Annotated in this window: 15 protein-coding genes; 6 read left to right on the plus strand and 9 right to left on the minus strand. The window is 65.1% G+C overall.

From position 1 onward, the window contains the following. Positions 1-7 precede the first annotated feature (7 nt). The 5 genes from P3T21_RS14885 to iolB are packed head-to-tail and all read left to right on the plus strand — an operon-like array spanning position 8 to position 6,626. Positions 8-826, plus strand: a complete 819-nt coding sequence (locus P3T21_RS14885) for an ATP-binding cassette domain-containing protein (protein WP_429256693.1) — start codon at positions 8-10, stop codon at positions 824-826. Positions 827-873: 47 nt separating this feature from the next. Next, positions 874-2,916: a bifunctional 5-dehydro-2-deoxygluconokinase/5-dehydro-2-deoxyphosphogluconate aldolase gene (locus P3T21_RS14890; RefSeq protein WP_429256694.1), complete on the plus strand. Its 2,043-nt coding sequence runs from the start codon at positions 874-876 to the stop codon at positions 2,914-2,916. Then, positions 2,913-4,895, plus strand: coding sequence for a 3D-(3,5/4)-trihydroxycyclohexane-1,2-dione acylhydrolase (decyclizing) (gene iolD, locus P3T21_RS14895; protein WP_429256695.1), 1,983 nt, complete (start codon positions 2,913-2,915; stop codon positions 4,893-4,895). Before P3T21_RS14890 ends, iolD begins: the two co-directional genes overlap by 4 nt. A 10-nt stretch (positions 4,896-4,905) precedes the next feature. Beyond that, the gene (gene iolE / locus P3T21_RS14900) at positions 4,906-5,823 is read left to right on the plus strand and encodes a myo-inosose-2 dehydratase (protein ID WP_429256696.1); all 918 of its coding nucleotides are present in this window, start codon (positions 4,906-4,908) and stop codon (positions 5,821-5,823) included. Continuing rightward, entirely contained in the window at positions 5,820-6,626 is an 807-nt protein-coding gene (iolB, locus tag P3T21_RS14905) for a 5-deoxy-glucuronate isomerase (RefSeq protein ID WP_429256697.1), read from the plus strand. The genes iolE and iolB overlap by 4 nt, the downstream gene beginning before the upstream one ends. 101 nt (positions 6,627-6,727) lie before the next feature. On the opposite strand, the gene P3T21_RS14910 is transcribed toward iolB, so the two are convergent. The 9 genes from P3T21_RS14910 to P3T21_RS14950 form a co-directional block, all read right to left on the minus strand. Continuing rightward, positions 6,728-7,444, minus strand: a complete 717-nt coding sequence (locus P3T21_RS14910; RefSeq protein ID WP_429256698.1) for an ABC transporter ATP-binding protein — start codon at positions 7,442-7,444, stop codon at positions 6,728-6,730. After that, positions 7,441-8,193 (minus strand): ABC transporter ATP-binding protein, encoded by a 753-nt coding sequence (locus tag P3T21_RS14915; protein WP_429256699.1) that lies wholly within the window; start codon positions 8,191-8,193, stop codon positions 7,441-7,443. Before P3T21_RS14915 ends, P3T21_RS14910 begins: the two co-directional genes overlap by 4 nt. Continuing rightward, complete coding sequence (locus tag P3T21_RS14920) at positions 8,190-9,554, minus strand: branched-chain amino acid ABC transporter permease (protein WP_429256700.1); 1,365 nt, start codon at positions 9,552-9,554, stop codon at positions 8,190-8,192. The genes P3T21_RS14915 and P3T21_RS14920 overlap by 4 nt, the downstream gene beginning before the upstream one ends. Then, positions 9,544-10,482 carry a branched-chain amino acid ABC transporter permease gene (locus tag P3T21_RS14925; protein WP_429256701.1) on the minus strand — a complete coding sequence of 313 codons (939 nt, stop codon included), beginning with the start codon at positions 10,480-10,482 and terminating at the stop codon, positions 9,544-9,546. The genes P3T21_RS14920 and P3T21_RS14925 overlap by 11 nt, the downstream gene beginning before the upstream one ends. 3 nt (positions 10,483-10,485) lie before the next feature. After that, positions 10,486-10,929, minus strand: coding sequence for an acyl-CoA thioesterase (locus tag P3T21_RS14930; protein WP_429256702.1), 444 nt, complete (start codon positions 10,927-10,929; stop codon positions 10,486-10,488). A gap of 30 nt (positions 10,930-10,959) precedes the next feature. Further along, on the minus strand, positions 10,960-12,108 hold the full coding sequence (locus P3T21_RS14935) for an iron-containing alcohol dehydrogenase (protein WP_429256703.1): 1,149 nt from the start codon (positions 12,106-12,108) through the stop codon (positions 10,960-10,962). 215 nt (positions 12,109-12,323) lie between these two features. After that, positions 12,324-12,854, minus strand: coding sequence for an NUDIX domain-containing protein (locus P3T21_RS14940; protein ID WP_429256704.1), 531 nt, complete (start codon positions 12,852-12,854; stop codon positions 12,324-12,326). Positions 12,855-12,952: 98 nt separating this feature from the next. Continuing rightward, positions 12,953-13,984, minus strand: coding sequence for a threonine aldolase family protein (locus tag P3T21_RS14945; protein WP_429256705.1), 1,032 nt, complete (start codon positions 13,982-13,984; stop codon positions 12,953-12,955). 202 nt (positions 13,985-14,186) lie between these two features. After that, positions 14,187-15,572, minus strand: coding sequence for a YbfB/YjiJ family MFS transporter (locus P3T21_RS14950; RefSeq protein ID WP_429256706.1), 1,386 nt, complete (start codon positions 15,570-15,572; stop codon positions 14,187-14,189). A gap of 129 nt (positions 15,573-15,701) precedes the next feature. Between P3T21_RS14950 and P3T21_RS14955 the strand changes: the two genes are divergently transcribed. Beyond that, on the plus strand, positions 15,702-16,619 hold the full coding sequence (locus P3T21_RS14955) for a LysR substrate-binding domain-containing protein (protein WP_429256707.1): 918 nt from the start codon (positions 15,702-15,704) through the stop codon (positions 16,617-16,619). Positions 16,620-16,634: the final 15 nt, after the last annotated feature.

The raw sequence follows: 16,634 nt of genomic DNA on the forward strand, positions 1-16,634 counted from the left end.
GAACACCATGTCCGATCTCAACAACCAGGCAAACGCAAACGATGGCGACATCATCCTTGCGCTCGAGAACGTCAGCAAATACTTCGGCAAGGTCATCGCGCTCAGCGGCGTGACGCTGCGCCTGAAACGCGGCGAAGTGCACTGCCTGCTCGGCGACAACGGCGCCGGCAAGTCGACGCTCATCAAGACGCTCGCCGGCGTGCACGCGCCCTCCTCCGGCCAGTATCTGGTGGACGGCAAGCCGGTGCAGTTCGAGTCGCCGAAAGATGCGCTCGATCTCGGTATCGCCACCGTGTATCAGGATCTCGCGCTGGTGCCGCTGCTGTCGGTGGCGCGCAACTTCTTCATGGGACGCGAGCCGCAGAAAAAGCTGTTCGGCCTCTTCAACGTGATGGACCTCGAAACGAGTGCGGCGACCGCGCGCGGCAAGCTCGCTGAAATGGGCATCAACGTGCGCGATCCGCATCAGCCGATCGGCACGATGTCCGGCGGCGAAAAGCAGTGTCTCGCGATCGCCCGTGCAATTCACTTCGGCGCGCGCGTGCTGATTCTCGACGAACCCACCGCCGCGCTCGGCGTGAAGCAGAGTTTCAACGTGCTGAAGCTGATCCACACGGCGCGTGCGAAAGGCATCTCTGTGATCTTCATCACGCACAACGTGCACCACGCGTATCCGATCGGCGATTCGTTCACGCTGCTCAATCGCGGCAAATCGCTCGGTACGTACACGAAGGAAACGATCAGCAAGGATCAAGTGCTCGACATGATGGCAGGCGGCGCCGAGATGCAGAAGATGATCGGCGAACTCGAAGGCGCGACGATCTGAGCGATCGTCCTGACGTTCATTCGATGCATCGACAATCAGGAATTTCCATGGCTATTTCCAGTAACTCAGGCTCAACGACCGCAAGCGGTCTCTCGACCGCAAGCCGCTTCGCGCCAGGCCGCAGCCGCGATGTGATCTGCCTCGGCCGCCTCGCGGTCGATCTGTATGCGCAGCAGGTCGGCGCGCGGCTCGAAGATGTGTCGACATTCGCGAAGTATCTCGGCGGCTCGTCAGCCAATATTGCGTTCGGCTGCGCGCGGCTCGGTCTCGAAGCGTCGATGCTCACGCGGGTCGGCAACGATCACATGGGTCGCTTTCTCACCGAAACGCTCGCGAACGAAGGCTGCGACATCAGCCACGTGCGCATCGATCAGGAGCGTCTGACGGCGCTCGTGCTGCTCGGTCTGAAGGATCGCGACACGTTCCCGCTCGTCTTCTATCGCGAGAACTGCGCGGACATGGCCGTCGATGAAAACGACTTCGACGAAGCGTATATCGCGTCGTCGAAGGCGCTGCTGATCACCGGCACGCATTTCTCGACGGAACAGGTGAACCGCACGAGCCGCCGCGCGCTCGATTACGCGCGACGCAACCAGGTGCGCACCGTCCTCGATATCGACTACCGGCCGGTGCTGTGGGGTTTGACAGGCAAGGCCGACGGCGAGACACGCTTTGTCGCCAGCGAAGGCGTGACGGCGCATTTACAACGCTTCCTGCCGCTTTTCGACCTGATCATCGGCACCGAAGAGGAATTCAGCATCGCGGGCGGCGATACGGATCTCGTCAAGGCGCTCGCTGCCGTGCGCGCGCTCACTCCGGCGACGCTGGTCGTGAAGCGTGGCCCGCTGGGCTGCCAGATCATCGACGGCGACGTGCCTGCCTCACTCGATGACCTGCCCGTTCAAGGCGGCGTCCAGGTCGAAGTGCTGAACGTGCTGGGCGCGGGCGATGCGTTCGCTTCGGGCTTCCTGTCCGGCTGGCTGCGCGACGAACCACTCGAAGCGTGTGCGCGTGCGGCGAACGCGAGCGGCGCACTGGTCGTGTCGCGCCACGGCTGCGCGCCGGCGATGCCAACGCCCGCCGAACTCGAATACTTCCTGCGCGAAGCGAAAGCCGACCCGCAGCGGATGCGCCGCCCCGATCGCGACGCGACGCTCGCGCGTCTGCATCGCGTCACACCCGCTCGCACCGCGCGCGATGAAGTGCTCGGCTTCGCGTTCGATCACCGCAACCAGTTCTTCGATCTCGCGCAGCAGACCGGCGCCGACGAATCGCGTATCGCCAGTCTCAAAGGCCTGTTCGTCGAAGCCGTAGCGCAGACGGAAACCGCGCTCGGCCTGCAAGGCCGCATCGGCGTGCTGATCGACGATCGCTACGGCCAGGATGCATTGAACGCGGCAACCGGACGCGGCTGGTGGATCGGCCGTCCGGTCGAACTGCCCGGGTCGGTTCCGCTCGTGTTCGATCACGGACGCTCGATCGGCACGACACTCATGAACTGGCCGCGCGATCACGTCGCCAAATGCCTGGTGCAGTTTCATCCCGATGAACCGATCGAACAGCGGCTCGAACAGGAAGCGCAACTGCGCGCGCTGTACGACGCAACGCAGGCGAGCGGCCACGAGCTGCTGCTCGAAGTGATTCCGCCCAGGAACGCGACTCTGCCGATGGCATCCGATACGGTTTATCGCGCGTTGAAGCGGCTGTACAACATCGGCATCTATCCGGAATGGTGGAAGCTCGAACCGATGGAAGCGAGCCAGTGGCAGGCCATCGATGCGCTGATCGCCGAACGTGATCCGTATTGCCGGGGCGTCGTACTGCTCGGCCTGTCGGCGGCTGTCGAACAGTTGAATGAAGGATTCCGCGCGGCGGCCACATCGGCGACGTGTCGCGGTTTCACGGTTGGGCGTACGATCTTTCATGAACCGAGCTACGCGTGGCTCGCTGGCCAGATCGACGACAACGAACTTATCGCGCGCGTTCGCAGCACGTTCGAAACACTGATCGCTTCGTGGCGCGCCGCGCGGAGCCAGTCTTCGACGCAGCCGGGCGGCACGCGCAAAGTCCATCAGGAGCAGGCGGCATGAACCAACGTGTGTTGCATCACGATACGGCGCCGGCCAACGAAGCGACTCAGGTGCCGTCCGGCGGCACGATCCGCCTGACGGGCGCGCAGGCGATCGTCCGCTATCTGGCGGCACAGCGCGTCGTCACGGAAGACGGCAAGGGCACCGAGCCGCTCTTCGGCGGCGTGTTCGCGATCTTTGGACATGGCAACGTCGCGGGTCTCGGCGAAGCGCTGTACCAGCATCGTCACGAGCTCCCGACGCTACGCGCGCACAACGAGCAGGCGATGGCGCACAGCGCGATCGCGTATGCGAAGGCCCATTTCCGTCGACGCATGATGGCCGTCACCACATCCATCGGCCCCGGCGCGACGAATCTGCTGACGGCCGCGGCGCTTGCGCACGTGAACCGCCTGCCGGTGTTGCTTCTGCCGGGCGATATCTTTATTTCGCGTGCGCCCGATCCGGTGCTACAGCAGGTCGAAGATTTCCACGATGGCGGCATTTCCGCGAATGATGCGTTCAAACCCGTGTCGCGCTATTTCGATCGCATCGTCCATCCGGCACAGTTGCTGAACGCGTTGCCCCGCGCGATCCGCGTGCTGACCGACGCCGCGCTGTGCGGTCCCGTCACGCTCGCGTTGCCGCAGGACGTGCAGGCCGCGGCATTCGACTTCCCGGCTGACTTCTTCGCACCGCGCGTCGTAACGTTCCATTCGCCCGCGCCGGTCGCACATGAACTCGATGCCGCGCTCGAACGTCTGCGGTGTGCAAAGCGTCCGATGATCGTCGCAGGCGGCGGCGTGCTTTATGGTCACGCAACCGGTGCGCTCAAGGCATTCGCCACGACGCATGGCATTCCCGTTGCTGAAACGCAGGCAGGCAAAGGCTCGCTCGCATGGGACGATCCGCTGAACGCTGGCGCGCTCGGCGTGACCGGCTCGCCCGCTGCAAACGAACTCGCTCATCACGCCGATTGCGTGCTGGCCGTCGGCACGCGTCTGCAGGACTTCACGACCGGGTCGAACACGCTCTTCACGCAGGCGGACGTCATCGGCATCAACGCGAACGCGTTCGACGGCATGAAGCATCGCGCCATCATCGTCGAGGCGGATGCGCGTCTGGCACTCGAAGCGTTGTCCACGCGCCTCGGTGAATGGCACGCCGATGCAGGCTGGACGCAGCGCGCACATCAACTCGCCTCACAATGGCGAGACACGCTCGGCAAACTCACACATGCACCGCAACGCGAAGGCGTGCTGCCCTACGACGCCGACGTGATCGGCGCCGTTCAGCGCTCCAGCGCGCGTTCGACCACCGACGATATCGTCGTCTGCGCGGCCGGCACGTTGCCCGCCGAGCTACACAAGTTGTGGCGCACGGGTCGTCCGGGCGGTTATCACGTCGAATACGGCTACTCTTGCATGGGCTACGAGATCGCGGGCGGCCTCGGCGCGAAACTCGCGCGACCGGAACGTGACGTGATCGTGATGGTCGGCGACGGCAGTTATCTGATGCTCAACAGCGAGATCGCGACGTCGGTGATGCTCGGCGCGAAGCTGATCGTCGTCGTGCTCGACAATCGCGGCTACGGTTGCATCAACCGTCTGCAACAGGCGTGCGGCAGCGCGCCGTTCAACAACATGTTCGACGACTGCGCACAAGGTCCGCTCGGCGCGCCGGCCGTCGATTTTGCCGCGCACGCGCGCGCGCTCGGCGCGCTGGCGGAACATGTCGCGGACATCGGCGAACTGGAGGCCGCGCTGCAACGTGCGCGCGCGGCCGACCGCACCTACGTGATCAGCATCGATACCGACGCCGCCCGCACCACCGATGACGGCGGCTGGTGGTGGGAAGTCGCTGTGCCCGAGGTATCGACCCGCCCTGCCGTGCGCGAAGCGCGCGCGAAATACGAGGCGCAGATCGCCGCGCGCGAACGCGGCGCGACGGACGGATCCGGTGAATCCGGTGAATCCGGCGACGACACGGCTAACGATTGAGGACATCTGTATGACGACTGACTTCGCAGTACGCATCGGCATCAACCCGCTTTCGTGGATGAACGACGATCTGCCGTCGCTTGGCGGCGAGACACCGCTCGACGTGGCGCTGACCGAAGGCCGCGAAATTGGCTATGACGGGTTCGAGCTCGGCAACAAGTTCCCGCGTGAACCGCAGGCGCTGAAGACGCTGCTCGCGCAATACGATCTTGCGCTGGTATCCGGCTGGTATTCGGGAAGGCTTGCGAAACGCAGTGTCGAAGAGGAAATCGCGTCGGTCGGTCCGCATCTCGACCTGCTCGCGAAGAACGGCGCGACGGTCATGGTGTACGGCGAAGTCGCGGATTCGATCCAGGGTGCGCCGCAACCGCTGTATCAAAGGCCGCGCTTCTTCTCGGACGCACAGTGGGAGCAGTACGCTGCCCGCCTCGACGAATTCGCACGCTATACGCTAAGCCGTGGCGTGCGGGTCGCGTATCACCATCACATGGGCGCGTACGTGGAAACGCCTGCGGATGTCGACCGTCTGATGTCGCTCACGAGCGATGCCGTCGGTCTGCTGTTCGATGCGGGCCACATCACGTTCGCGGGTGGCGATCCGGTCGCGGTGCTCGACAAACACGTCGCGCGGGTGTGCCACGTGCATTGCAAGGACGTGCGGCCCTCGGTCATCAAGCTCGCGCGCAACCGCAACTGGAGTTTTCTCGACGCGGTGATCAACGGCGCGTTCACCGTCCCGGGTGACGGTACGGTCGATTTCGCTTCGATCATCGGTCGCCTGAAGCAGCACGGATATCGTGGATGGCTCGTCGTCGAAGCCGAGCAGGATCCGGTGATCGCCGCTTCGTACAAGTATGCGCAGAAGGGTTACCAGACGTTGCGCTCGCTCGTCGATGCGCCGCTGGTTCCGTCAAGGGAGGCAGCATGAGTCTGCTCGTCAAGGCACAGCGCGAGGGCCAGACAATCGCGCGCGTGACGCCGCAGTCCGCCGCGTGGCGGTACGTCGGTTTTGTCGCGTACAGGATGGAAGCGGAAGAAATTGTCTACGTGCAGGAAGCGGGACGCGAGTCGTGCATCGTCGTGCTGACGGGCGCGGTCGATATCGAAACTGCCGACCAGAAATGGACGAGCCTCGGCTCGCGCGACAGCGTCTTCGAAGACGCCGCACCCTACGCGGTCTACATCCCGCCCGGCGTGCGCACCACGATCCGCGCGACTCGACGTGCGGAGATCGGCGTCGCCAGCGCACCGGCTACCGGCACGCTGCCGGCGCGCCTGATCGAGCCTTCGCAGATGAAGCGTTCGACGCGCGGTAAAGGCCAGAATACGCGCTACGTCTGCGACATTCTTCCGCAGACCGAGCCGGCGGAATCACTGCTGGTGGTCGAAGTGCGCACGCCCGGCGGTCATGCGTCGAGCTATCCGCCGCACAAGCACGACACCGACAACGTGCCGCAGGAAAGCTCACTCGAAGAGACGTACTACCATCGGCTGAACCCGCCGCAAGGATTTGCGTTTCAACGCGTCTATACGGATTCGCGCGATATCGACGAATCGCTCGCCGTCGAGAATCACGATGTAGTGATGGTGCCGCGTGGCTATCATCCGGTCGTCGTGCCGTATGGCTACGACTCGTACTATCTGAACGTGATGGCCGGGAAGCAGCGCGTGTGGCACTTCAAGAACGATCCGGCGCATGAATGGATCATCGAGCGGGATGCGAAGGCTTAGGAAATAGCTGCGCGTCCGGTGAGTGTTGTGTTGCGTTGTGTTGCGTGTGGCAACACTCATCGTCATCGCCTGGCGCAAGGGCAAAACGACACACCGCAGCATCAACCGACGCCCAGCCATTCCTGCACGACATCATCCCGCTCGCGAAACGCGTCGGGCGTGCCGTCGAACACAATCTCGCCGTGGCCCATCACGGCGATCCGGCTCGCGATGTCATGCGCGATGACGAGCCGCTGCTCGATCAGAAGCACCGCGACGCCGCGATCACGCAGCTGTCGCAGACAGCCGCTCACCTGCGCGACAACCTGGCCCGCGAGCCCTTCAGCCGGTTCATCGACGATCAGCAACGCCGGATTGCCAAGGAGTGCACGGGTGAGCGTCAGCATCTGCTGTTCGCCACCGGAGAGCGCATCAGCACGCGTCGCCCGGCGTTCGTGGAGTACGGGAAAGAGCGTGTAGGCGTCATCAAAAGTGAAGCGCGGCGTTGTGCGTTTCGCCTGACGCGGTGCCACGCCAAGCTCGAGATTCTCATGCACGGTCAACGCGGGAAACACGTCGCGATGTTCAGGCACGTAGCCAATGCCGAGCCGCGCGATCTCGAAGGTGCGCAGATCCGTCAGCGACCGGCCGGCAAACTGCACCCGGCCCTGGGTGCGCACAAGTCCCATGATCGCCTTTGCGAGCGTCGAGCGACCGGAACCGTTGCGTCCCGCGAGCGCGACGACCTCACCCGCGTCGATGCGCAGGTCGACGCCGAACAGCGCCTGACTCGCGCCGTGCCAAGCACACAGGCCGCCGATGTCGAGCAATGCCGTCATCGTGCGAAATCCTCGCCGAGGTAGGCCGCGCGCACGGCTTCGTCGGCGCGGATTGCGGCCGGCGTGCCCGTCGCGATCACGCGGCCCTGCACGAGCACGGAGACGCGGTCAGCGAGGCTGAAAACCGCGTCCATGTCGTGTTCGATCATCAGCAGCGTGCGGCCTCGGGTCGTCTCGCGGATCAGCTCGATGGCGCGCGCGGCTTCGGCGCGATTCATGCCGGCAGTGGGCTCGTCGAGCAGCAGCGTATGCGCGCCGCCCGCGAGCGCAATGCCAAGATCGAGCGCGCGCTGTTCCGCGTAGCTGAGCGTACCGGCGGGCGCATGCCGGCGCGGTGTGAGACCCACGGCATCGAGCACGCGCCCGGCGCTTTCGTCGACCACGCGCGCATGCTTCCATCGATGCCACCAGCGCACGCCTTCGCCGTTCGCCGCGAGCACGGCGCAGCGCAGATTGTCGAGCACCGTCAGACGGCCGAAAACGCTCGTCGTCTGAAAGCTGCGCGCGAGTCCGCGGCGACTGATGGCGGTCGGAGTCAGACGTGTGGTGTCGGTACCGTTGATTTCGATGCGCCCCGCGCTGACACGTCCCGCGCCCGCAATCAGGTTGAAGAGTGTCGACTTGCCGGCGCCGTTCGGGCCGATCAGCGCGTGGCGCTCCCCGGCTTCGATCGTGAGGTCGATGCCGTGCAGGATGACGGTCCCGCCGAAGCGCTTCTCGACGCCGTAGAGTGCGAGGGCGGCGGTCATCGCGGGGCTCCAGGCCGAGTTGTGGTTGGGGCGTTGGAGTTAGCGCTGGCTTCAGCCTCAGCGTGGGCCCGCGCTTCACCATGAATGCCATCCAGTCGGGCCCAGCCACGTTGCGCACGACGACGCGCGAACCATCCAGCCAGCGCCAGCACCGCAATCGACGCCAGCAATCCAGCGACCCATCCGGCCGCATCGACCGCAAGCGCGCCGAACAGCATGACATGTCCGGCCACCTCGTCCGCCGACTGCAACGCGTACGCCCACTGCACCGCGAGCACAACGGCAAGCGACCAGATGAAAGCGGCGCACACATCGAACAACCACGCGCGCCGGCACGCCCGCCATCCGAAGCGCCGCGATCGCGTAACAGCACGGGCGACAAACCCGGCGATCCCATCCGGCGAACCCGCAACGACGACAATGAAGAAGAGCCCAAGGTAAAACAGCCACGCCCGCGTGACACTCGCCACCGCGACGCTAAAGAACACCAGCACAATCGCGCCCGCGACCGGCCCAAAAAACAAACCCGCTCCGCCTGTCACCGTCGCGATCAACACCGCGCCCGAGCGCAGCATGCCGACGCTTTCAGTCGACACCAGTTCGACATTGATGAGCCCGAGTGTCCCGGCGACGCCCGCGAAGAACGACGACAGCACGAACATCCGATAACGCAGACGCCGCGGATCGCAACCGATCGACGCCGCACGCACGGGGTTATCGCGCACGGCATTCGCGAGCCGCACGAGCGGTGTGCGCGACAACGACCCCATGACAAACGTCGCGAGCAGGCACCAGCACGCGATCACCGTGTACGCCTCGCGGGTCGGACCAAACGTAAAGCCGCCCCACGGCGGGCCGCCTGCGCGGTCGATCGGCACGCCGGCCTCGCCGCCGAACCAGTCGGGCAACGTCCAAGCCGCGGCGGCCACGAGTTCGCCGATACCGAGCGTGATCATCGCAAACGCGGTACCCGCGCGTCGCGTCGCGACGGCGCCCGCGACCGCGCCAGCCAGCGCACCACCCATGCCGCCGACGAGCGGCAGCAATGGCAATGCGACCCCGTACCGGTTGAACACATGTGCAGCGCCAAGCGCACCCAGCCCTGCAAACGCCGCGTGACCGAACGACAGCAGACCGGTCTCGCCGAGCAGCAGGTTGTACGACAGCGCGAAGACGATCATCGACGCGGTCTGCGCAAGATACGCCAGCAACCAGCTTTGCGACGACAGCAAAGGCGGCACGGCAAACAGCGCGATCAACGCGAGCCATGGCAAGGAGGATCGCCACGAAGACGCACGCGGTCGTGACTCACCCGCGAGATCGCCTTGCACCTGACGCGTGGCCCGGGGATCAGGTTTCATCGTCGCGCTGTCCAAACAGGCCGCGCGGCCGCAACGCGAGCATCGCGACGAGCAGCACATACGGCACAAGGGGCGCCAGTTGCGCGACGCTCAACGACGCCCACGCAGCCGGCATGCGCTGCCCGATCCACATGGCCAGCATTCCGAGCGACGTATCGCTGGCGACAGCAAACGTCTGCACACACCCAACAACCAGCGAAGCCACCAGCGCGCCGCCGAGCGATCCCAGTCCACCGGTCACGACGACGACAAACACGATCGAGCCAACCGATTCCGCCATTGCCGGTTCGATCACGAAGAGCGGCGCGCCGATCACACCCGCGAGCGCGGCGAGCGCCGTGCCCGTCGCGAACACCAGCGTGAACACGCGCGGCACGTTGTGACCGAGCGCCTCGACGGCGCGTGCGTGCGTCAGCGCTGCCCGCACGATCAGGCCGGTTTTCGACGTGCGCAGCACCAGATACAACGTGGCGAGCATCGCAATCGAAACCGCCATCATGAACGCGCGATAGCGCGAAAAACCCGCGCCGTATAGTGTGAAGAGCGAACCATCCAGCGCATGTGGCACCGGCGCTGCGAGCGCCGGCAAACCCCACACAAGCTTGACCGCCTCACCGATCAGGTACGCCGCGCCGAACGTCAGCAGCAACTCGGCGAGATGTCCGTGCGGCCGCACGCGACGCAGCAGCCAGCGCTCCATCGTCGCGCCCACGATGCCGACGACAACCGGCGCGATCACGAGCGCACTCCAGAAACCCGCGCGCGCCGCGACCGAAACCCCCACGTACGCGCCGAGCATGTAGAAGCTCGCGTGCGCGAAGTTGAGCACGCCGAGCATGCTGAAAATCAGCGTCAGCCCTGCCGACAGCATGAACAGCAGCAATCCGTAGCTGACGCCGTTCAGCAGGTTGATGACGAGCGACTGCACGCGCTATTCCGCGGTTACGACAAGCGGCGCGAGCGCCGCGTGCAGCACAGCCGGCAGCGCGACCGGCCGACGCGTCTCGCGGTCGACATAGACATGCACGAAGTGCCCCTGCGCCGCCGCATGCGTCTCGCCTTCCTTGAAGAGCCCGACTTCATAGCGCACGCTCGTCGAACCCAGGCGCGCGACGCGCAGCCCCGCCTCGACGCGCTCCGGAAACACGAACGGCGCAAAGTAGTTGCAATGCGTTTCGACGACGAGACCGATCGTCTCGCCGTGCTCGAAATCGAGCGCGCCGGTGCGGATCAGATACTCGTTCACCACCGTATCGAAATAGCTGTAGTAGACCGTGTTATTGACGTGACCGTAGACGTCGTTGTCCATCCAGCGCGTCGTGATCGGCAGGAAATGACGGTAGGCGTCGCGCGGCGTCGGAGTCGGTTTGCTCATCTTCTTCAAAGCGTCGTGGTAGGAGCAGGTTTAGAGCGATTCGGTCAGCATGCGGCGGTAGTCGGCGGCCGTCGCTTCGCGCGGATTGGTCTTGTGGCAATGGTCGGCCAGCGCGCCCTTGATCACCTTGTCGAACACGCTTTCGTCGACGCCCATCTCTTTCAGGCCTGTCGGCAACCCGAGACGCGCGGTCATGTCGAACAGCGCCTGCGCGAGATCGGCGTTTGCCGCCAGATTCATCACGCGACGCATGCGCGCGTACCGGTTGTTCGCCACCACCGTTTCGGCGGATGCGTTAAAGCGCAGCACGGCAGGCAGCACAACCGCGTTCAGCGTGCCGTGATGCAGCGACGTGCGCCCGTTCACCGCGATGCCGCCGAGCGGATGCGACAGCGAATGCACGCAGCCAAGGCCCTTCTGGAACGCCATCGCGCCCTGCATCGAAGCGCTCATCATGTTCAGACGCGCATCGCGGTCGCTGCCGTTGTGCGTCGCGCGTTCGATGTTCGCCCATGCGCGTTCCAGCCCGTCAAGCGCGATGCCGTCGGCCGGCGGGTTGAACGACGGCGCGAGGAACGTCTCGATGCAGTGCGCGATCGCATCCATGCCAGTGGCGGCGGTCAGTCCTGCTGGCAAACCGAGCGTCAAACCCGGATCGCAGATCGCCGACTTCGGCAACAGATGCCAGGAATGGAAGCCGAGCTTGCGGCCATCGTTCAGGATCACGATCGCACCGCGCGCAACTTCGCTGCCGGTGCCGGACGTCGTCGGAATGGCGATGAGGGGCGCGGCGGCTTCCGTGATCCTGCCGCTGCCGCCTTCAATCGTCGCGTATTCAGTCAGCGTACCCGGATGCGTCGCGGCAATTGCGACGCCCTTTGCAAGATCGATCGACGAACCTCCGCCCACGGCGACCAGCCCGTCACACCCTTCCTCGCGATAACGTGCCGCGGCGGCCATCACCATCGCTTCGGTCGGGTTCGACGGCGTGTCGTCGAACACCGGTACGCTGGCGAGCTTCAACGCGTCGATCGCGCGCTGCGCGACGCCCACTGCGACGACACCCTTGTCGGTGATGACGAGCGGCCGCTTGATGCCGACCCGCGCGCATTCGGCGGGCAGTTGCGCCAGCGCATCGTAGCCAAGATGGATGTGCGTCAGATAGTAGATGTAGGCCATGTCGAATCTGTCTCCTGATTGTATTGTGATGAATGGCGCGGGCCGCTCTACGTTCCAGCGTTTCATGTCGTGACGCCGGGGTCATGCAGACACTGTAGCAATACCCGCGACATGTTCGCCATCGGCCGGATGGCCAGGTATCACGCAGTCTATTTCTGGCTTAAGGTGATTGCAGCGAGCGAGGCGCCGGCCCGGCGTCGCCATCGAGCCCGCAGTTATTGTCCCGGCCGCTCGACGAATTCAAACGGCAGCCCACGCCGGCGCATCCATTCGCCGAGCGCCTGGCCCGTGCCCGCACGCCACGGACGCAGCTTCGCCGGCTCGACCAGCCGGTATTCGAGCAGCTCGGGCGACAGCGCCACGGTGCCGTGCGCCTTCACGTGATACGCAATGATCAGCTCGTTCTTGCGCATGAATTCGTAGACGCCGATCAGTTCGACCGACTCCGTGTGCAGCGACGTCTCTTCGAGAACTTCACGCGCGATGCCCGCTTCCGGCGTCTCGCCGTTCTCCAGAAAGCCGGTGATCAGCGCGAACATCCCTTCAGGCCAGGCCGCGTTGCGCGCGAGCAGAATCTTGCCTTCATATTCAACGATGGCCGCGACGACCGGCAGCGGATTGTTCCAGTGAACGTAGCCACAGGTGTCATCGGGACAGACCTGGCGCACGCGGCCGCCTTCGTGTTTAGCGTCGCTGCGTTCGGTGAGCGGTGTCGCACAGCGCGGGCAGAATTGGTAGTCGGACATGCTCGATCAGATTAAGGATGGGTGAATGTCGAATGCGGGTTCGGGTCCGCTCGTGCTTCAGTGCTGCGCGGTGAATTGCACGGTCGCGCCGCGCGGCTTCACGCTGCGCACAGTTCGCGAACTTCGGCGGCGAAGCGTTCGACGGTTTCGGGCTGCGTATCCCACGCGCACATCAGACGGCAACCGCCCGCGCCGATGAACTCATAGAACTTCCAGCCTTTCGCCCGCATCGCTTTCGCCGCATGCGCCGGCAACTGCGCGAACACCGCGTTCGATTCGACCGGGAACATGATGCTCACGCCAGGAATCGCTTCAAGACGCGTCTTCATGAGTTGCGCCATCGCGTTCGCGTGGCGTGCGTTGCGCAGCCACACGTCGTCGTCCAGCAGGCCCAGCCACGGCGCCGAGATGAAGCGCATCTTCGACGCCAGCTGGCCGGCCTGCTTCAGGCGGTACGCGAAATCGTCGGCGAGCGCGCGGTCGAAGAACACCACCACTTCGCCCACCGGCAAGCCGTTCTTCGTGCCGCCGAAACACAGCACATCGACGCCCGCGCGCCACGTGATTTCCGACGGATGCACGCCGAGCGCTGCAACCGCGTTCGCGAAACGGGCGCCGTCCATGTGGACCTTCAGGTGGCGGCGCTTTGCGATCGCGGCGATCGCGCGCACTTCCTCGACGCTGTAGACGCTGCCGACTTCCGTCGACTGCGTGAGCGTCACGACCTTCGGCTTCGGATAGTGAATGTCGGCGCGACGGGTGACGACGGCCTCGATTGCATCGGGCGTCAGCTTGCCGTGTACGCCGGGCGCGGTCAGGAGCTTCGAGCCGCCGGAGAAGAATTCGGGACCGCCGCATTCGTCGGTCTCGATGTGCGCGAGATCGTGGCAGATCACAGAGTGATACGACTGACACAGCGACGCCAGCGCCAGCGAGTTCGCCGCCGTGCCATTAAAAACGAAGAAGGCTTCGCAGTCGGTCTGGAACAGGTCACGCAGACGGTCGCAGACGCGCTCGGTCCAGGAATCGTCGCCGTAGGCCGGCTCGTGACCGCTGTTGTTGGCTTCGACTAGCGCCGCGAGCGCTTCGGGGCAGATGCCGGCGTAATTATCCGACGCGAAATGTTGCATGGCAGGCGGCGCGCCCGGCAACAGGCACGCGAAAGTAACGGGAAGCGGACATTTTAGTGCGCCGTCCCATTATTGTCCGGTCGTTCGAATTTGCTGGAGGGAAATCGTAGGGTTCGGGGCGTGGGCGGACGCTATCGTGGCATGCGGCCGGACGGTTGCCCGTACGCGCGGCGAGAGCGCCGACAGGACGACGAAGGGACCACTACCGCGCCGCACGCCGTGAAACGCGCGTGACGACGACGAGCCCGAAGGCGCCGAGCATCAGTGCGCTGGCGGCCAGCCACAACGCCGGCGAAAACGAGCCGGTGTGCGCGGCGACCGGCGCGGCCACGAGCGGGCCAACAATCTGGCCGATGCCGTAAGCGGCGGTCGCATAGCCCATCAATCCCGCGGCGTGATCGCCATGCAGACGACGCGCTTCACGCATCGCGAACAGCGTGATCGCCGTGAACGGCAGCCCGATCAACATACTGCCGATCGCGAATCCCGCCGCAGTCGGCCAGATGATGCCCGAGGCAATACCCGCCGCCTGCAGCACGTAGCAGCCGGCCAGCAGCGTGCGATTGTCCCAGTGGAGCGGCAGACGCGCGCCGAGCAACGCGCCGACGATGAGCGCCACACCGAACATCGGCCAGAACAGATCGGGCCAGGCCGAGCCAGGCAACGCGGCGCGCGCGATCACCGGCAAAAACGTCGCGGTAATGATGTAGCCGAAGCCGGGGACGCCATACAGCACGACGAGCCAGAAGGCGTCGGCGCGGTGGGTGTGATGCGCGTTGTCCGCGTGTTGGGCGGGTTGTCGGGGCTGGGGCTGGTGGGTGGATCCGGACGCAAGGGGGCCGCTAGCTGATGTGGCGCGATCGGAATGCTGTGCGTGCTGTGCGGCCTGGCCGCGTTGAGCGGCTTCGGATGCTTGATGCCCAGCGGCTGGCGTCGCCCGTGTCGTTCCTGTTCCTGTTCCCGTTCCGGTTTCCGGCGCAGGCGAAGCGGAGCGCCGGGGAGCGGATCCAAAAACATGCCATACGAGCGCCGCCAGCACCGCCGAGATGAGCCCGAAGCCGATCCACCCCACTGTCGCGCCGAGACCGCCCGCGGCGCTCACCAGCAGGCCCGTGCCGACGATCCCGACGCCCGGCCCTGTATAGATCACGCCACTCCAGCCGTGCGCGCCCAGCTCGGTGAGCCGGCGCAGCCCCCACTGCGATGCGAACACGAACGTCCACGCGCTGACGGCCCCGCCCACCAGCCGCACCAGCGCCCAGATCCAGAACTGGTCGGTGACACCCATGACGAGCGTCAGCACGACAGTGACAGCGAGACCGACGCGCACCATCCGCGCGTGATCGACCCGCAGCGCCGCGCAGGAAATCGCGCCGATGAAATAGCCCGCGTAGTTGAAGGAAGCGAGCAAGCCGCCATGCCGGATATCGATGGCGCCGCTTTGCAGCATCAGGGGCAGCAGCGGCGTGAATGCGAAGCGCCCCACTCCGAGCGCCACAGCGAGCGCCACCATGCACGCGAGCGCGGCGCGCCGGGCGTCGTGGGAGTGAGCGGAGGATACGGTGGCGGGAGCGGCGAGAAGGGTCATGGGTATCGACGAAGGTTTTCCGGAGCCGACGACACGCGCGCGTCGGTCATCCCGTTCTCTGATACTAGTCCGCTCTTCACATCATAAAAAATGAATTATGATGATTGGAGGAATCTCCGGGAGAGAACGATGGACCTGGCCGCCTTGACCATCTTTCGCGCTGTAGTGCGCGAAAACGGGGTGACGCGCGCTGCCGCGAAGCTGAACCGGGTGCAGTCAAATGTCACGACCCGCATCAAGCAACTGGAAGTACAGCTTGGCACGGACCTGTTTATCCGCGATGGTCGTCGACTCGTGCTGACGCCGGCCGGCGAAACGCTGCTGCCGTACGCCGAGCGCCTGCTCGCGCTTGCGGACGAAGCGCGCCACGCCGTGCGCGAAAACCGGCCGAACGGGCGACTGCGGCTTGGGACGATGGAAAGCGTCGCGGCAAGCCGGCTGCCGGCGCTGCTCGCGCGGTATCACCAGCGTTGGCCCGAGGTCGCGCTGGAACTCGAAACCGGCACGACGGGACGGCTTATCGAACGTGTGCGCGAATTCGAGGTGGACGCCGCGCTGGTCGCGACGCCACCCGATCCGGACACGCTGTGCGACGTCTTCGATTACGTACCGGTCTTCCGTGAAGAACTGGTCATGCTGACGCCGCGCGGTCACCCGCCGATTCGCGACGCGCGTGATGTCGCGCTATCGACGCTCGTCGCGTTCGAGCGCGGTTGCGCGTATCGAAGCTACATCGAGAAGTGGTATCTGGAGCACGGCATCCGGCCGGCGCGCGTGCTGGAACTGGGTTCTTACCACGCGATGGTCGCGTGCGTTGCTGCAGGCGCGGGCGTTGCGATCGCGCCGCGCTCGGTGCTGGATTTGCAGCAGAACGTCGACGAGATCGTGGTTCATCCGCTCGACGAACTCGGCGCGATCGATACGCTGCTGATCTGGCGACGCGGACACTTCTCTTCAGCCCTGAACGCGCTGCGCGAGCAGTTACTGGCGGAGAGTAACCTGGCGACGGATGAACATCCACAGCGTGAGATCGCGCAGCCCGTGTGAACGCGGCTCGCGTCA

This window comes from Paraburkholderia sp. GAS334 (assembly GCF_050436625.1).
GTDB lineage: Bacteria > Pseudomonadota > Gammaproteobacteria > Burkholderiales > Burkholderiaceae > Paraburkholderia.